At 45.1% G+C, this 17,748-nt stretch carries 16 protein-coding genes and 2 pseudogenes; 4 read left to right on the top strand and 14 right to left on the bottom strand.

Annotation, left to right across the window (positions count from 1 at the left end; genetic code table 11):
- Nucleotides 1-28 precede the first annotated feature (28 nt).
- Nucleotides 29-2,218 carry a family 78 glycoside hydrolase catalytic domain gene (locus tag G519_RS41825; RefSeq protein ID WP_036632148.1) on the bottom strand — a complete coding sequence of 730 codons (2,190 nt, stop codon included), beginning with the start codon at nucleotides 2,216-2,218 and terminating at the stop codon, nucleotides 29-31.
- A gap of 423 nt (nucleotides 2,219-2,641) precedes the next feature.
- Between G519_RS41825 and G519_RS49945 the strand changes: the two genes are divergently transcribed.
- Nucleotides 2,642-2,809 carry a hypothetical protein gene (locus tag G519_RS49945; protein WP_154669540.1) on the top strand — a complete coding sequence of 56 codons (168 nt, stop codon included), beginning with the start codon at nucleotides 2,642-2,644 and terminating at the stop codon, nucleotides 2,807-2,809.
- 139 nt (nucleotides 2,810-2,948) lie between these two features.
- A complete protein-coding gene (locus G519_RS0105370) occupies nucleotides 2,949-3,353 on the top strand; it encodes a CBS domain-containing protein (protein ID WP_029193810.1) in 405 nt (134 codons plus the stop codon).
- 218 nt (nucleotides 3,354-3,571) lie between these two features.
- Here G519_RS0105370 and G519_RS0105365 read toward each other — a convergent pair whose 3' ends face one another.
- Nucleotides 3,572-4,579: a DUF3231 family protein gene (locus G519_RS0105365; RefSeq protein WP_029193809.1), complete on the bottom strand. Its 1,008-nt coding sequence runs from the start codon at nucleotides 4,577-4,579 to the stop codon at nucleotides 3,572-3,574.
- Nucleotides 4,580-4,774: 195 nt separating this feature from the next.
- On the opposite strand from G519_RS0105365, the gene G519_RS0105360 reads away from it, so the two are divergent.
- Nucleotides 4,775-4,993 carry a hypothetical protein gene (locus tag G519_RS0105360; protein WP_051253105.1) on the top strand — a complete coding sequence of 73 codons (219 nt, stop codon included), beginning with the start codon at nucleotides 4,775-4,777 and terminating at the stop codon, nucleotides 4,991-4,993.
- Nucleotides 4,994-5,243: 250 nt separating this feature from the next.
- Here the strand turns inward: G519_RS0105360 and murD are convergent, their stop codons facing one another.
- From murD to G519_RS0105300, 12 genes and pseudogenes are all read right to left on the bottom strand, one after another.
- Complete coding sequence (murD, locus tag G519_RS0105355) at nucleotides 5,244-6,560, bottom strand: UDP-N-acetylmuramoyl-L-alanine--D-glutamate ligase (RefSeq protein WP_029193807.1); 1,317 nt, start codon at nucleotides 6,558-6,560, stop codon at nucleotides 5,244-5,246.
- 472 nt (nucleotides 6,561-7,032) lie between these two features.
- Nucleotides 7,033-7,608: pseudogene (locus tag G519_RS41820) on the bottom strand (Na+ dependent nucleoside transporter N-terminal domain-containing protein); the annotation flags it as partial.
- A gap of 48 nt (nucleotides 7,609-7,656) precedes the next feature.
- Nucleotides 7,657-7,927, bottom strand: a pseudogene (locus G519_RS41815) (cytidine deaminase family protein).
- A 15-nt stretch (nucleotides 7,928-7,942) separates the two neighbouring features.
- Complete coding sequence (deoC, locus tag G519_RS0105340; RefSeq protein ID WP_029193806.1) at nucleotides 7,943-8,608, bottom strand: deoxyribose-phosphate aldolase; 666 nt, start codon at nucleotides 8,606-8,608, stop codon at nucleotides 7,943-7,945.
- A 225-nt stretch (nucleotides 8,609-8,833) separates the two neighbouring features.
- Nucleotides 8,834-9,220: a MerR family transcriptional regulator gene (locus tag G519_RS0105335; protein WP_029193805.1), complete on the bottom strand. Its 387-nt coding sequence runs from the start codon at nucleotides 9,218-9,220 to the stop codon at nucleotides 8,834-8,836.
- A gap of 73 nt (nucleotides 9,221-9,293) precedes the next feature.
- Entirely contained in the window at nucleotides 9,294-10,274 is a 981-nt protein-coding gene (locus G519_RS0105330) for an aldo/keto reductase (protein WP_029193804.1), read from the bottom strand.
- Between the two features lie 351 nt (nucleotides 10,275-10,625).
- Nucleotides 10,626-11,726 (bottom strand): ABC transporter permease, encoded by a 1,101-nt coding sequence (locus G519_RS0105325; protein ID WP_029193803.1) that lies wholly within the window; start codon nucleotides 11,724-11,726, stop codon nucleotides 10,626-10,628.
- Nucleotides 11,723-12,673 carry an ABC transporter ATP-binding protein gene (locus G519_RS0105320; RefSeq protein ID WP_029193802.1) on the bottom strand — a complete coding sequence of 317 codons (951 nt, stop codon included), beginning with the start codon at nucleotides 12,671-12,673 and terminating at the stop codon, nucleotides 11,723-11,725. Before G519_RS0105320 ends, G519_RS0105325 begins: the two co-directional genes overlap by 4 nt.
- Nucleotides 12,674-12,842: 169 nt before the next feature.
- Entirely contained in the window at nucleotides 12,843-13,700 is an 858-nt protein-coding gene (locus G519_RS0105315; RefSeq protein ID WP_051253101.1) for an alpha/beta hydrolase, read from the bottom strand.
- Between the two features lie 433 nt (nucleotides 13,701-14,133).
- Nucleotides 14,134-14,844, bottom strand: a complete 711-nt coding sequence (locus G519_RS0105310; RefSeq protein WP_029193800.1) for an ABC transporter ATP-binding protein — start codon at nucleotides 14,842-14,844, stop codon at nucleotides 14,134-14,136.
- Entirely contained in the window at nucleotides 14,841-15,968 is a 1,128-nt protein-coding gene (locus tag G519_RS0105305) for an ABC transporter permease (protein ID WP_029193799.1), read from the bottom strand. The genes G519_RS0105310 and G519_RS0105305 overlap by 4 nt, the downstream gene beginning before the upstream one ends.
- Before the next feature lie 157 nt (nucleotides 15,969-16,125).
- Entirely contained in the window at nucleotides 16,126-16,734 is a 609-nt protein-coding gene (locus G519_RS0105300) for a TetR/AcrR family transcriptional regulator (protein ID WP_029193798.1), read from the bottom strand.
- Between the two features lie 224 nt (nucleotides 16,735-16,958).
- Between G519_RS0105300 and G519_RS0105295 the strand changes: the two genes are divergently transcribed.
- Nucleotides 16,959-17,717: an SDR family oxidoreductase gene (locus tag G519_RS0105295; protein WP_029193797.1), complete on the top strand. Its 759-nt coding sequence runs from the start codon at nucleotides 16,959-16,961 to the stop codon at nucleotides 17,715-17,717.
- Nucleotides 17,718-17,748 lie beyond the last annotated feature (31 nt).

Below are 17,748 nucleotides of genomic sequence, written 5' to 3'. Positions count from 1 at the left end.
TCTCCTTTTCTACAAATATTTTCTATGGTCAGTGTCGGATCACTCGTACTTGTTGCGGAAAATCCTCTACCCACTGTCCTTGCTTGTATGCAAGGCGAATCGTTCCAGAAGGGACGCGGACTTGCAGCGTAAAATGCTCCCAATGTGCCGGGATTTTTGGTGAAAACGAAATTTCCTCCCACCCCGGTTTGGATGGTTTCAGTCCGATGATTTCCTCGATCAGCAAGGGTACCGGAGCGCTTGCCCAAGGGTGACAAAGACTCGTATTCCACTTTTGGTCTTTCCCCCAGGCCTCAAAACAAGTCGTAGCGCCTTCTTTCAGCATATTTCCCCATGAATGTTCTTCTTCGGAGCTCATAAGCTCATAAATCAACGAATGCTCTCCAACTCTTGCCAAAGCTTTTAGGACAAAATAGGAAAAGTACACGCCGCACGAAAATCTTTTCTCGCGAATATGATCTACGATGGATGGAACGGATTCCTCCGGGGCCAGATTAAACAGCAAGGGCAGCACATTGGCATGCAGCGCATGGTGTCTGCTTCCCTCCGCATCTGTAAATAAACGGCTGGTCGGATCATAAAAAACTTCGATGAAGCGTTTTTTTAACCGTGGAAGATCATCCTCGTAAGAAATCCCCAACAAATCACTTATCTCATTCACTGCATGGATGCAGCCAAGATAAAACGCATTAACCACATTATGACAACCGGGACCTATCGGCTTCGTTAGCTCAAAATCGTATTCATCGCGCAGCTCCTTCGGCCAATCCACCAAATTCCATTTATCGGTGATTTCATGTAACAATCCATCGCCTCGATCGTAGGCTTGAAAATGACGGAGCAGTTGCTTCGCATAAGGATACATGTCCCGCAAAAAGGTCAGATCCCCGCTGTATTTATAATATTCCAGCAGCTGCAGCGGCCACTGAAGTGAAAAGTCAGCAATCTCCTGCATAAAGTTCCCTGGAACGACTGACATGAGACCAGGGCACGTAGAGGAACTAAGAGCAAATTGCTCAATTGCCTTCTTATACAATCGCAAATCACCGCTGAGGAGCATGTGAGCATGCCCGATCACCGTATTATCGCCCAAATATTGTCCCTTCTCACGGGTCGGACAGTCTACAAAGTTTTCTTGGGAACCATATTTGACTCCGTTTTTACATATTTGAAAAATTCGGTTCGTCAAGTCATCCGAGCTTTGAAAACGACAGCTTTCTTCATTAAAAGGATAGTGTCGGACGATCGCTTGGAACGAATCAGGACGAATCGCTTGTTCGGGGCCGAACACTTCCACGTATCGAAAGCCTTTGTAATCGTAAAGGTCCAATTTATCGTTATTCCCGGATAGCGTCCAACGATCTTGATAAGTACAGTTGCAGCGCATGTTAAATCTGACCGCTTGTCCATCCTCTTCCAGTTCTTCACCGCAGCGGATTTCGATTTCTGCGCCTGCTTCCCCTTCCGCCTCCATGGTAAACTGGCCAGTGATTTCCTCGCCAAAATCAATCCAGTAATGACCGGGAGCCCTTCTTACTACGTTATGTGGCTGCTTCTCATAAACCGATAATACGGGTGTCGGCTGCTCTACAAGCGTATAGTCCGCTTGATTGTTCGTCTGGACGGGAAGCCAAGCGGAGTCATCAAAGGAATGATCCTTCCAGCCTTTTTCCGACTTTCTGGCATCGATATGCTCGGTAAATTGCGTCAAATAGCCAAAAGTATCCCCTTTCTGGAATCCTTCTGCCCGTTTAGCTCGCCAAGTCTCATCGGTTTTTACGAGAACACGGTCGCCCGTTGTCAGCTCTGCGATAAGCCCCTGCCTGTAATCACCGCTGTTATATGCCCGATTAACTAGCCCTTGGTAATACACGTGGACAGCGATGACATTTTTCCCCGCTTGGAGAAAGGGACTAACCTCGATCCGATTGTAATAGTAGTGGCCGGCATCGTTTTGAGCAGGCCCCTGAGCAACAAAACGGCGGTTAAGGTACAGCTTGTAGTAATCGTCTGCCGTGATGTTCATATATAGGGGAACGCTTTCAAGATCAATAGACGCTAGATCAAATGTAGTCCTCACAAGCCAATGATGATGCTGCAAATCCTCGCGATGAGTCTCTGATTCAGCTGCATCCATTTCTTTATGAAATAAATCCAATGGTTCCATCGAACTAAACGAGTTTTCCGTAATCCAACGTGCTTGCCAATGCTTAGACAATCTTATCTCTCCCCTAAAATTGAATTCGAATATTTGTAGTTGAACAGAAGAACTAAAATTCTCCTGCGATCCAACTGTACAACTGAAAAGTGAGGTAGAACAATCGTTCATTTTCCCTCGATCAACAATATTCTCAAATAAAAAAGAACCGTCATGATGCTGTAAATCCTCGCGATGCGTCTCTGATTTAGCTACATCCATCTCTTTATGCTTCCGATTCCACAATATGGGTTTCAGAAGCCAAAGTCAACACTTCAGGAGCTCGATGGTACGCCGGCATGAACTCCAATATTTCTTGACATGCAATCACAATTTGTCCGTTTAGCTGCCGTTCATTATTCGATTGTCTTCTACACCCTCATTCGCGAACAACATAACGAAACTTATACTATTGAAACATTATCATGATTAAAGGAGCATCGAATGCTGACCAATATGGAGGAAAGAAAGATCACGAATGGAGATATCGACCTGATGATTGCCGAGATAGAGGAAGGCTGGAGAGAGTTGAGTATGATCAGTAGGTCTTGTAGGGATATTAAGGAGGATCTCGTTCGGCTTTCGCAAGTTTTGGATGAAATCAATTATTGACCTGCCGGTCTGCGATCCCGTTTGACATTTCCTGGTGATTCTCGCTTAAATGGAAACATAACCCAATGCACTTGAAAGCTATTTATGTTTTAATTAATATATCATTGATTGAAATTTCAGAGAAAAGGAGTTTATAACTATGAAAATAGCCTCTTTTCTATTGCCTAAAGACAAAGTTGCCTTTATCACATCGTCAGCTTCCATGCGGGAAGCATTAGAACAATTAGAAAATCACTATTACACGGCTCTTCCCCTTGTTGATAATGATGGGAAATATACAGGTACATTGTCGGAAGGTGATCTGTTGTGGGCGTTAAAGAATACACCTGGGATTCATTTTGATAATTTGGATCAAGTGCAAGTGAGCGAAATTGAGAAGCATATTCACAATGAGTCCGTTTCGATTAACGCATACATGGAGGATATGCTGGCACTGGCAGCTGATCAAAATTTTGTTCCCGTTGTAGATGACCAAAATATTTTCATTGGAATTATTCGTCGAAAAGATATTATTGAATACTATATGAGAAACATAACTGATTGATGAACCGAATGTCCATGATTCAAGATCCATGAGGATTGACTCGGCATGACAACACCCTTTCCCCTTTTTTTCTACTCATCGAAACCTCATTTCAAGACATTATTGCCTTCTCAAATTGCCGAATAACAGTCAATCCCACCTTTTCATCTAAGCTCAAAAATGACGGAACAAGCTGCCCAATGAACATTGCGGCAGCCTACTTGTTCGTCATATCTTCATCACGATTTAGTTAGTTGTTTTCTATCTTCTACTTGTGGTGATTCTTCCATCCACCCGTTATTGATCAATATTTCTCCACCGTCTTTGATAAAAGGCACAATTTTCGAAGTAAGTCGAGCCATCGTCACCAGCAAATCACTTCGCAAACTAAAAGCTCCACCAAGTGCATTGCTCCCAATACTAAATGATCCTAACAAGTTAGTGATATACATCATTAACTTATCCGAAAATGGAGCAACTGTAGAATTCGTCGCTTTCCCTGCATGAGTAGCAGGAGGCTCTATGTAATCCTGACGTAAATATTCACCTAGTGTTGTTTCAACTTCCTTAGACAATTTCATTCCTTCAACAAAATATTCTTTTACTGTCGTATCATTAGCTACTTGGGCGAAACCAATCATTAATTGCATGCCTGTAAGGTTGGTCTCTATGGCATGATGTATAAGGGAAATTTCAATGGCATTTAATGCTCTTGTTTCCCTTAGCAAATTAAACCCTGATAAATAACTTTTATCTTTAACAAAGGTAACTTCTTTGGGCATTGTCATAAAAGGCGGGCGGACAAGAACCCCTTTATCTAAAAGAAATTGTGCACATTGGTCAAACATTTCTTGTGATTTTGCTGTCAGTTGCTTAAATAGTTGTCTTATGTCTTGACGATAGGACATCGTTGAGTACAATGCAAAAAGACTAGCTTCTATCTTGCTTATCATATGTAAAAACATGGGTTCATATAGAAAATCGAATAACTTAGGAACTCCTTTATTAACGTCATTCTCCGTAAAGCCAAGTGGAATAACGGCTCCTTCTTGTTGGAAAATATATATAATGGACTCTACACTTTGTTGCGTTGAATCGTAAGTCGACTTTAAGATTTGTTGAATTTCTTCATCCTCAGCATGTTCAAGGAAATACTCTAAGAACCTCAATAACATTGTTTTTTCTTGATAAGTCATCCACAAGTTTCCTATTTCTGATGATGTCAATGGTACATGGCTTGAATTCATATGCTATACTCCCTTGTTTTAATAATTTGTTGTGGTTATTATTCCCTCCAACTTCGTGGTTTAGTATTAAAATACCCGATACTTGAACAAGAAATAAAAAAGAAGCCGCTTCAAATAGCAGCTCCTGCATATACTCCAGTATAATTTGGTATAAAGCGGTCGCAATTGACCTATATGAAGGTGAGGTCGACCCTATTGCATAAGATGCTTGAAACGGATGCGGATCTATTTGCTGCCGCATTATCACAAACCCCGGTTACCGTGTTGCAGACGAACGCCGATGGTGTTTACTGCGAAGTAGATCGCGGAATCATCGAAAAGTTCACTAAGAAATCCGTAAGACTAAGCACGAGAACGGATGATATCGCCTATTACTTTCGTGATGATGGGACCATTTTTCGAGTTGAAACGTAAAAAAGTCCAGGGCATTATCCATTTTTCTTAAGAATAAAGTAGATGGGAACTGCCGCGTATACGGCAATCGAAATATATGGAGAGATGAAGGCGATACCTATTGCGAAAATATAAACGAGTAAATACATTCTAAGGGTGACCTGACCGGCAGCCTACTTCATTTCTATTGTGTCACTATCGTTTCTCGTTAGTGTTCAGCTTTTCCCGGCAAACGCCCATGTCTTGTTCTATTCAATCCTCTCCCTCCGACCTATCGGTGCAGCGACCCGACCAAGTCTACAAAGTGACGCCCGCGCTCTTCAAAGTTACGATATTGGTCAAACGCAGTGCATGCAGGACTCAGAAGCACAGTGTCGCCCGGTACGGCCAGCTTGTGCGCCTGCGCCACTGCTTCGGCCAGGCCTTCGCAGCGGACAATAGGCGGACAACTCGGCACTCTGCGCGCCTCTGCCTCGATTTGACTGGCTGCTTCTCCGATTAACAGCAGCACTTTGACATGATCAGGCAGCAGCCTAGCCATCTCGTCAAACGGTACTTTCTTATCTCGCCCGCCGGCGATCAGCAGCACTCGGCCCACATGCGCATGCAGCGTGGCGACGGTACGGGCGGGGCTGGAGCCGATTGAATTGTTGTAATAATGCACGCCGCCGACAGTTGCTACCCACTGGTTTCGGTGCTCCACGCCGACGAAGTTGCGCACCGTCTCCAGGATTGCCTCATCAGACACGGTCCCCCGCACGGCGGTCATGGCAGCCATAACGTTCTCCACGTTATACCAACCCGGCAAACGAATATCACTGATGGGTAATAGACCGTCGATTATGCCATCGTGGACAGTGTGCACGCCGAAATGCTTGGTCCGTCCCCGCCCGCGCAATTCGGCGGTCGCCGGATTGTCGCCGTTTAGGACGGCAAAGTCGTTAGCACTCTGAAAATCCAGCAGTCGGCGCTTGGCGGCGGTATATTCATCCATGTCGCGGTGCCAGTCAAGGTGATTGGGCGAGAGGTTGGTAATCACCGCCACATGGGGAGAGCGCGTCATGTCCATCAGCTGGAAGCTGGACAGCTCGACCGCGCACGCATCCAGCGGCGATATCTCGCCCGCGCGCGTCAGAAGTGGCGTGCCAATGTTGCCGCCCAGATGAACCGTACGCCCCCCGTCAGCCAGCATGTCTGCAATCAACGACGTGGTGGTGGTCTTACCGTCCGAACCGGTCACGCCGAAAATAGGACAAGGACACAGCGCAAAGAACTCCTCCATCTCACTGGTCACACGGCTGCCGCCAGCGCGAGCCGAGTCCAACGCCGGATGGTCTGGGCGCATGCCCGGAGTGCGGAACACTACGTCGCCCCCAACGCGATCCAGATAATTCTCCCCCAGGCGCAACCCGACGCCTAGATTGTCCCACTCCTCCCGTGGCAAGGCCGGGTTGCGGTCGCGCACGGTGACGTGCGCCCCGGCCAAGTACAGCATGCGGATCAGTGGTGAATTGCTGACGCCGGCGCCGATGACGGTCACGTCCCGACCGGCTAGCGATTGGATATAGGTGTCAAAAGCAGGATTCATAAGCACCTCCGTTTAGAAAATGTCCTTAATCAAATATACCACATATTGGAACTATCCTGCCCGTTACTTCAATAAACGAAAAAGGAGCTTCCCAAAGCAAGCTCCTAAACTATCGTTCCTCGTTAGCGCAATGGCAAAGTGATTTTGGCAAGCAAAAATGCTTACTTATTTATATATTATGGTTTTATTGAAGGCATCTGCTTGGATGCAGAAGGTGCAGAGTGGACGCCAAATCAGAGAACAGGACTGGTCCGAATCAGCGGACGTTGTTCATTATGGCAGCCGAGTGGCGAGGCAACCTCCTCGACTGGATTGCCTCTTCTTAAAGTTTTGAAAATCGCCCCAGAGCATCTTAATTATCTAGTAGACGTCCATTATCATTCCATTGACCGTACATTTTGTTTTCTCTAGTATTTGTTATGAATTTGTCTAATCTGCTCCTGAACAATTCTGGCTGATTCTTATTGAATTGATATTTAGGGTCAATCATCGTCATGTAAGACCCAACGATCGACATTGATACGGTCGACATTGCCGAAGCGCACAACGTATACAGGCGTTGTTGCGGAAGCAGACCAATTTGTTTCTTCACTGAGATGAACACTTCAGATTGTCCCAAAATCGCGGAAGCAACTGCGTTATAGGACTCCAGCTTCCCCATCCCATTAACTTTGCTCAAAACAAGACCAATATATTTAATAACAATCGGTAAAATTTTTGTGTACTGCAGAATACCGATCAGCACGGAAATGAACACGATTGGAAGTAATACGTTCAAGAAAAACGTGAATGAGCCCTCATTAACTATTCCGCCAAATACGAAGTTCACGCCTTCCGCAGCGAAAGTTAAAAGTTTCTCGAAAACGGATGAAAACCCTTTAATTAAGAGAGCTCCTGCAGACGTATTCAACAATACATATCCGAGAATGATTTGTAAGATTACCATTACGATCAGCGGGCGATATCGGATTTTGTTTTTATTGTTACTTGCGACGAAAGCAAGTGCAAACACAACGAGCAATCCCAACAGAGCAATTAGATATTTCATGGTGTATCTCCTAGTTGCAAATTAATGTGATTAACTACTTTTAAGCGTTTACATATGTTTCAGAGTGAATGATCCCGGCAACAGTTGTGCCATCGTCCATTCTTCCGTGTTGCCGTGAAGATTGGTTAAATATATTTTAGTATGCTCATCACAGAACTCAGCTAATACTTGTCTGCATGCACCGCAAGGTGAAACCGGACCTTCCGTGTCCGCGACAATGGCGATGGCTTCAATCTTGTGATCACCTTGCAAAATGAGAATAAGGGGCGTAAGCATTTTGACGCACCGCGATTGCCTCTTGAATCAATTGTTCCTTCATCGTAAAATCCTCCTTCTAATACGAAGATGTTGATACGCCGCCATCCATAATTTTCACTCCTGAACTCGCACCGATTCGTGTTGCTCCAGCCGCAATCATCTTCTGCATATCTTCAAGACTGCGAACGCCACCCGACGCTTTAACACCCATGTCTGGACCGACCGTTTTACGCATAAGGGCAATATCATCAGCAGTTGCGCCACCAGTCGAGAACCCCGTTGACGTCTTCACGAAATCAGCACCAGCTTTCGCTGAAAGCTCACATGCGCGTACTTTTTCTTCTTCTGTTAAGAGGCAAATTTCGATTATCACTTTCACGATCGCTTTGCCAGCCGCTGCTTCGACAACTGCTTTAATCTCATTCTCGACAACATCATTATTGCCATCTTTCAGGGCGCCAATGTTAATAACCATATCGATTTCTGTCGCACCGTTCGTGATTGCGTTCGTCGTTTCGAATGCTTTGGTTGCGGAAGTTGTTGCTCCTAATGGGAATCCGATTACCGTACATACTTTCACGTTACTATTGGCTAATTGCTCAGCTGCATACGATACCCACGTCGGGTTAACGCACACTGAAGCAAATTCGTACTTCTTCGCTTCCACAATAATTTGTGTAATTTCAGCTTTTGTTGCATCCGCGCGCAATTGCGTATGGTCAATCATTCTTGCTAACTCCATCATTTCCATTCCACCTATCTCATATTCAAATTAAGAATTACTTGCATATAATAACACGGTTATGAACAAATGTGTAATGTAAAGTGAAATTTTGTTCATGGTAATCTCAGGTAGGATAGCAAAGGACTCCTGCTTTTCAGTAGGAGTCCTTTGCTAGACCAATGATTCATTAACTACTCGAGAACTGTGTAATAATACTTTACCAACTTATTCAGGTTCACAGAACTAATCTTGCGTTCTCTTTAGTGTTTTTTCTTTTTCAACGATTGTCTGTTCATATCTGGCAATTTTATCATCTAGGCGTGCCAACACTTTCTTCATATCTTCCATTCTTGTTATGAGCTGCTTATGCTGCTCGACTAGGAGTTCTTTTCTAGACTCCATGGTTTCATCACCCAGTTGAAACAACCCAACATACTCAATCAAATTTTCAACTGGAAGACCTACGCCTCGCATACATTTGATAAATTCAACCCATCTGCAGTCTTCTTCCGTATAATCTCTGATTCCGCTTTTATTGCGGTTCACCCGTGGAATAAGTCCAATTCGTTCATAATAGCGGAGTGTATCCTGTGACAATTCAAATTTCTCACTTACTTCTGCTATCAACATGCAAATTTCACCTACCAATTACAGATCAAGACCGCCCACGAAAATGGTTAAGGCTTTCTTGCTGCTTCTTATTTCAAACTGCACCAATTACCCTATGAGGAACATACGGCTCTTCCAGCGACGCAATTTCTTCAGGTGTTAACTTAATCGAAAGAGCAGCTACCGGATCTTCGAGATGAGACAATTTCGTAGCACCAATAATAGGAGCTGTTACGGGTTCTTTCTGCAGCAACCAGGCAAGTGCGATTTGCGCTCGGGGAACGCCGCGTTTTTCTGCGATTGCTGCAACGCGCTCCACAATCAATCGATCCGTATTTGCAGTCGCATCGTATTTAGATCTCTGAACTTGATCGGTTTCGGAACGATGTGTTGTTTCCGACCAATCACGCGTCAATCTTCCTGATGCGAGCGGGCTATAGGGTATTACACCGATTTTTTCTTCCTTACAAAGCGGCAGCATTTCCCTCTCCTCTTCACGGTATATGAGGTTTAAATGATTCTGCATCGACACAAACTTGGTCCAACCATTTTTTTCAGCTACATGTAATGCCTTTAGGAATTGCCATGCGTACATGGCAGAAGCACCAATATATCTTGCCTTCCCAGCCTTCACAACATCATGCAAGGCTTCCATCGTTTCTTCAATAGGTGTATTATAATCCCAGCGATGGATTTGATAAAGGTCTACATAATCTGTTCCCAATCTCTGAAGACTCTTATCAATTTCACTCATGATTGCCTTTCGGGAAAGACCAGCACCATTTGGACCTTGATGCATACGGAAATGAACCTTTGTCGCGAGGACAATTTCATCACGATTGGCATAATCCTTTAGAACTCGACCCACAATTTCTTCGCTTGTACCGTCTGCATACACATTTGCCGTATCAAAAAAATTAATACCAAGCTCAAGAGCTTTTTTTATAATTGGACGACTGCGCTCTTCATCAAGTACCCATGGATGAACCCACCGCTCTGCAACACCAAAGCTCATACAGCCAAGACAAAGCCGAGATACATCCAAGCCCGTATTTCCAAGTTTCACATAATCCATTCGATTGTTCCTCACTTTCCATTAGATATTGTTTCCTTCCTATGCAGTCTACTCCTTGGAGTTAACTCCAAGTCAAGTGATTTCTCTGCAATGAGAGTTTAGTTAGTCTAAACAAAAAAGAAGCTGGATCATTGATCTCAGCTTCTTCATTCTTGCGTCTTTACCTGAAAGGAGAAATTAACCATATTGCAGGCGATACTTCATTCAATTTCTATTCCAATATGGATGCATTTTTTAATACGAACATTATCCGGTAAACAGGTTTTCTTTCTTTTCCGTTTTTAACGCAATAATTTATATTATTGCCAAAGAAAAAGCCAAGTATACATGGATAAGATTTTTTATTTTTCGTTACTCCCACTTGAATGTTAGGCTGGCGATAATGAAAGCTACAAGCATCCAGCCGCCAAGCAGCGCGGCTTCATGCCACACGTCGGCAAGCGAGGCTCCGACATTCATGATTTGGCGCAGTGCTGTGGACAGATGCGAGATCGGCAGCAACTTGACTATGGGCTGCAGCCAGTCAGGCATATTCTTGATTGGAAAGAAGACGCCGCCTAGAAACAGAAGCGGGAAAGAGACGAAGCCGGCAATCGGACCGGCACTTTCCGGTGTTTTGGCGAGCGCGGCGATGATAAAGCCGATCGACATGAACGTCAGTGTACCGAGTATGACGAACATGAGCAGAAGTATCCACGAACCGTTCACCTGCGTTCCGAAAATCAGGCTGCCGATTAGCAGCACAATTACCGCCTGCAAGCCGTTCAACAGCAGTCGGGCCGTGATTTGCGCAGCAATGAAGCTCCGAGGTTGAAGCGGCGTACTCTGAAGACGCCGTAGGATACCCCGCTCGCGCCATGATGCGATTTGGCCGGCGACGCCGTTCAGATTATTATTCATAATCATCATAGCAACGATGCCTGGGACGAGGAAATCGATATACTTCAGGTTAAGAGATTGGACCGCCTGTGATTGAATCGTGATGACAGGGGTGTAACCCACGATCTGCTTGCTAATGCCATCGGCGATTTGAGACATGATCGGAAGCCCGATCTGATTGGTTGTTTGGCTTGTTTCATCGTAATAGACGGTGAGCTTGGAGCCTTCCGCAGAGGCAGTTTTAGCACTCACAGCAGCTTCATACCCTTTTGGAACAGAGACGACAAGCTGCCGATCGCCATGCTTAAGATCTTTCATCGCAGCGTTGAGATCTGAGCCTTCAGTTAATTTTAATATGGATAGCTGTTTCATAGAGGATAGAAGCGCCTTAGACGCAGTCGTTTGGTCTTGGTCAATTACAGTGACGGAGAGCGATGTGCTGTCCCCTTTTCCTAAGAATGAACCTAGCATCACCATGAAAAAGATCGGAAAAACGAGCGTCCAAAATAATACTTGCCGATTTCGCCCAAATAGACGCAACTGGGCTAAGGTCAATTGACGATACGCTTTCATTCTTCTCTCAAGCTCCTTCCCGTCATGTGGATGAACACGTCCTCGAGCGTTGCCGTGCGCGTTTGCAAATCGGAAACTCGGATATTCTGCTCAGCAGTTTGTTGCACAAATGCGGTCAGCGCATTCTGCAAATGATCCGTGTACAGCACAAACGTGTCTTTGCGCTGGTCTACTTGCTTCACATCAGGCAATGACTGGACAAGCGTCAGCACTTCCTGCTTGCGCGTCTCATCTTCTCGAATCTGCTCCGGCAAGCGAAACTCGATGGCACTATCTGACTGCAGGCTTCGGACGAGCTGCTCCGGCGTGTCCAGCGCAACGATTTGTCCTTTATCCATGAGGCAGATGCGGTCGCAAAGCACATGAGCCTCTTCCATGTAGTGCGTTGAGATCACCACAGTCTTACCGCGCTCCTTCAGGCGGAGCACGATATCCCACAACGTACGCCGGGCTTGAGGATCGAGCCCCGTTGTCGGTTCGTCTAGAAAAACCACCTTTGGATCGTTTACGAGCGCCAACGCAATGGCGAGTCGCTGCTTCTGACCGCCGGATAAGTTTTTGACGCGGTCGTTCTTTTTTTCGCGCAATATCATGTCGTCGAGCAGCGGCTCGATCTCCACAGAGCTTGGATAAAAGCTTGCGTACATACGAATGATCTCGTGAACATGGAGCAGGTCAAATAGTGACGTCGATTGGAGCTGGACGCCGATGATTTCCTTGACCTTTTTCAATTCCTTTTTCGTATCGAAGCCTGCGACAAGTGCTCTCCCTTCATCCGGTCGACGCAGACCTTCGATCATTTCCATCGTTGTCGTTTTGCCCGCCCCATTTGGCCCGAGCAGTCCAAACACTTCCCCCTCCCGTACTTTGAAATTAATTCCATTCACCGCAGTGAATTTCCCATACCGTTTGACGAGTCCGTCCACTTCTATAATGGCGTTTGCCAAGGTTGGTTCCTCCCTTTCGATTTTCCTGCTAGTATTTTTTGTGCCACGTTATAAACTTCGGTTAACAGTATGTTCTAGCTTTAATAATAATTCAATAAGCAGCCCGATCTTTCCTTTTATTGCCTATTTCCACTAAAAATATCTGCCTCTTTTTTCAATAAACCAAAGCTCAACTAAGAAAATACCTCTTTACATGCTGTGCCACTTCGACTGGTGCGTATTTATTGTCCGGAGAGAGATGATCTAGTTTTGGTAAGTTCAACGTTTGTGTTTTTGGAATGGTTTCGTCCAATACTCGAATCATTTGATGCACAGAATCAGGACTCTTCCCCCCAGCAATTAATAGGACATTCGCATCAATGATTTGGTAATTACTGAAAGTGGATGCCAGACGCTTCACTTCTTTATGCTCAATTAAATTTTCCGGCAATAGTTTTTCTATTTCAATCCAATGATTTCCGCGTATCACCGAACGTAAAATTAGTTTTGCATACCATTTCGGCAACTTTTTTAAGGGCGAATGAGCCGCACCCTTTACAAAGCTGGCAAATGCCCCTCTAAAATCATTCTTGCTCATATCATTTTCATATTCAGTCAGCCAATCCCAATCTGTTGGTATCGACTTAATTGAAACGCCAGGCTCATAGACGGCCATTTTCTTAAAGATATTAGTTCGCGCAGCTTCCAAGGTTACAAGGCCACCGTAGCTATGACCGAATACATAGGTTGCTCCAGTTGCTTCTTGTACGCTTAAGACATCTTCACATTCCTTACGGATGGAATAGTCAATCCCTTGCGGCCCGCTCAGTCCACGCCCACGTCGATCCATAACATGGACTGTAAAGGAGTCCGACAATTCTTGGGCAAACTTAGTAAAATCATTCGAAGTACTAAGCGCCCCGTGGATGACAATGAGACTCGGACCCATGCCTATACTTTGGTATCCAATTGTTGTTCCGTCCTTCGAAACTACAGTTGAATGGGTAAACGAATCCAAAAAGTTCGCATTTGTTTTTGCACTTACCATATCCTTTTCCCTCCCCTACAACCCAGTCTCCAGGCTGGAATAATACTCGTGTTTTCATTATATATTTACGACACTGTTATTCATTCAAACCCGGGTATGAAATCACACTCCGTCTTGAGACCGAACCAAAGGAAAAAGACATGCAGAGCTCCCAGCATGCCTCCCTTTAGCACTGTCCTATGTAAAAGTATTATTCAACCAATTCTACATTCAAGATATCGTCAAATGCTACCCATCCGTACCATTTTCGTGAGATAGCTTTACTACTACTCATTATTACTCCACCCCACTTTAGAACATATGTTCTTGATTCATTATACTTTTAGAAGTAAGAGTAGTAAAGAGGACCCACAAAAGAAACAGCGGCGGACTAGGACTCAAAAATAAGTCTTAGACTGCCGCTGCTATTATTGTGCTGCCACTACTCGTCAAACTACACTGAAACGTGGATTTGAGCAATTTTTTTTTGTTTTTCGATTAATTTTCCATTCTCAAGAAAAAGCACTCGATCACAAAGCGGCAGTACTCGGTCATCATGCGTAACCATAACCGCGCTCTTTCGCTGATCCTTTACTTGCTTCGCTATCATACTCACTATATCGTGCCCTCGTGAGGCATCTAAGCTTGCTGTTGGTTCATCTGCGAATAGGACAGCTGGGTCATTCATTAAGGCTCTTGCGATAGCTACCCGTTGACGCTCCCCCCCTGAGAGTTTCTCAGGATATGCGGTACGTCGATGAGACAATCCCATCTTATCGAGTAACTCTTTTGCTCGTTTGGTTGCCTTCGCCTTTTCCATCCCGGCAAGCTTGCTTACCAAAACTAATTGTTCTTCAACTTTCAAGTACGGTATCAAGTTGGCGCTTTGAAAAATAAATCCGATTTTTTGAAGTCGTAGTTCAGAAAGTGCTTGCTTGTCTTTACCGATAATGGATTCTCCATCGAGTAGAACTTGCCCACTCGTTGGTTCAAGAAGTGCTCCTGCTATGGACAGAAACGTACTTTTGCCTGAGCCTGAAGGGCCCATTACCGCAACTAGTTCACCTTCGGCCACCTCAAGGTTTAGCTTATCCAAAATCGTTCTTTCGATACCGCCATCCTCAAAAGTCCGTGTAATCTCCTGTAATACAAGTCTGTTTTTCATGCTGCTGTCCTCCCAATCGCATCCAAAGCGTCAATTTTGGCGACTTTCCATACCGAAAATAGTGAACCGGCCAAAGACATTGTTATAAAGGACAGGCAAGTAAGTGCCAAGGTAGAAAAGCCTAATTGAAATGGCATGGAACTTGGCAATACAGCCTCAAACAATTGAACCAACAGGACGCTAAGGACCAAGCTGCCGACCGATAAGACCAACACCTGCAGCGTCACGCTTCTAGCTAGATAGGCAGTACGTGTACCGATGGCTTTCAATATACCAAATTGACTAGTTTTCTGAATCGTGATGACATAAAAGAATACAGCCAGGACAAAGGCAGAGATTACAAATAAGAATACAATCATCATCATAAGCGAGCCTTGCTCTTCTTTGTAACCGGGAATCCCAGATACGGCCTCAGACTTCGTTATCACTTCCGTATTGGGCAGCGAGGACTGAAGCTCCTTAACTTTTTCTTTCGAGGCTTTAATGGCGACTGCATTGTAAATTTTACTGTCTGCTGCTGATTCAGTTCCTTGACGTGTAAGTGTCTGCGCTTGAAGATTAAGCCAATCCTGCTTATTTAGAAAGACAGCCGGAGCATGACTGAATGACTCGTTTTTTACAAAACCGCTCACTGTCCATTTTGTTCCCGAAGCTTGATCTACAATGATTGAGCCAATTTTGACACCAGAATTAGACAGCTTTTGATCAACAAGAACATGTCCTTTTGTCTGATCCGAGATGGGTGAACCTTCTGTTACTGTTGGCGCCAGCCAGCTTTCGAGATTAACGGCGAGCAAAGCAACATCAATCTTCCCAGTTTCTCCTGATGGAACAACCGTTGTCATTTTCAGACCAAGTGGCTCCGCATTCTCTTTTCCTACTAGTAAGCCAGCCTTTTCAAGCTGATTCTGATCGACCTGAGATCGGGTGAAACGGTGATTAGAGTCTTGTCCTAAGACAAAATGTGTTGCAGCCATATTCTTAACAGAAGCGGCGTTGTCATACGCAAGCCCCTGTGCAAGCCCAGTGACAAACAGAACAAGAAATGCAACAAGCACCATAATTGTAGCAATTAACGAATATCGTGCCTTAGCAAACCTCATTTCTCGAATAGCTAGATACATTGTGTTTCCCTCCTTCGTAATGACTACAGTATAGGAAGCGAATATGAACGGAAAATGAATAACAGGTTACAGCTGAAGTAGCGTTACCTGTACCCGTATTTAATCCGAATGCTCAAAGTAAGATTTAAACATGAAAGTACACAAAAAAAGCTTACCCTTAGGATAAGCTCGAGCCTTTGATCGCGGTCTTCGCAACAGTCGGATGATAGTTGATGATTTTCACCAACTGCTCCTGCATGTAAGCCGGAGAATGCTTAAAACCGCTCTCCACCCAATGGAATATAAGCCCCAGCAACGCATTAAGCGAATAGATAATCAACAGTTCTTCATCGATGTCTTTTCTTGTATAGACAAGCTCTTCAGTGGAGATCTTCTTCAGCGCGATGAACATTTTCTCCCGGAGCGCCATTAGCATGTCGCTCTTCATAAACACGGTGTAAATCGCGGAATGCACATAGATATGCTCGAAAAGCATAACGGAATGCGCCTTGAGCTGATCGACGTGGAAGAACTCTACCTTCTCGTAGGGCGCGCGGAAGGAGAGCAATAATTTCTCGATCAGGTCGGAAATAATATCGTCAAGCAGTGCGTCCTTGCTTTCATAATTGGAATAGAACGTCCCGCGGTTATAATTCGCAAGCTCCACGATTTCCGTAATGGATATCGCCTTGAACGGCTTGTCCGCCATTAGCGTCAGCAGCGCATGCCGTAAGGCCGCCCGGCTGCGGACGATGCGGCGGTCCGTTTTTTTTCCTTTGTCGGTCATGCCTGTTATTCCTTTCTTTACGACTTATTAAACAAAATTAGCCGAGTTGTTCGTTACCTGACAAACTCACCATTTTTACTGATTGTAATCCCTTTCAATACTTCATTATACTCGAAGTAACGGATGTTCTCTATTGAACATGTGTTACTTATCTTTTCAGAACAGCCGGGATGATTTATCAAATGAAGTTAAATGATCAAGAAAACGATGGAGGGATTTACGTCATGAGATTATCCGGAAAAGTTGCTGTTGTTACTGGTGCCGCTTCAGGCATGGGTAAAGCCATTGCGGAATTGTATGCTGCAGAAGGGGCGAAAGTTGCTGTGTCCGACCTTCGCATTGATGCCGCGCAAGCCGTTGTGGACGGGATTACCACCAAAGGCGGCATTGCTTTCGCAATTGCGGCTAACGTCGCTAATGAAGATGATGTCCAATCGCTTATTGATACAACCGTCGAGAAGTACGGAACAGTAGATATTCTCGTTAACAACGCCGGCATTATGGACAACTTCGTACCAGCCGGAGACCTGACGGACGAGCTGTGGGAACGTGTCTTCGCAATCAATACAACGGGCCCGATGAGAACGATCCGCAAAGTTATTCCGATCTATCTGGAGAAACAAAGAGGTGTCATCGTTAACATCGCTTCCGCAGGCGGCTTGATGGGCTCCCGTGCCGGTGCGGCTTATACAGCTGCGAAGCATGCGGTCGTCGGTCTTACGAAGAACGTCGGTTTCCAATATGCGCCTAAAGGCATCCGCTGTAATGCCATCGCGCCAGGTGGTGTCAATACCAACATTGGCACATCCATCACGAGCCCGAACCCATTCGGTATGGAAAGAGCGATGGCCGGCATCAACCTCAACCCGCGCGCAGGCGAGCCGGAAGAGATCGCGAAAGTGGCATTATTCCTCGCCTCCGATGATGCAAGCTTCGTAAATGGAACAGTTGTAACGGCCGATGCTGGCTGGACCGCTTATTAAGATACATCACAAATTAGGAGCAGGTCGCCGC

This window comes from Paenibacillus alginolyticus DSM 5050 = NBRC 15375 (genome assembly GCF_000422905.1).
Classification (GTDB): Bacteria; Bacillota; Bacilli; order Paenibacillales; family NBRC-103111; genus Paenibacillus_E; species Paenibacillus_E alginolyticus.
The sequence above is the reverse complement of the archived record's forward strand: the minus strand, read 5'-3'. Positions and strand labels throughout refer to the sequence as shown.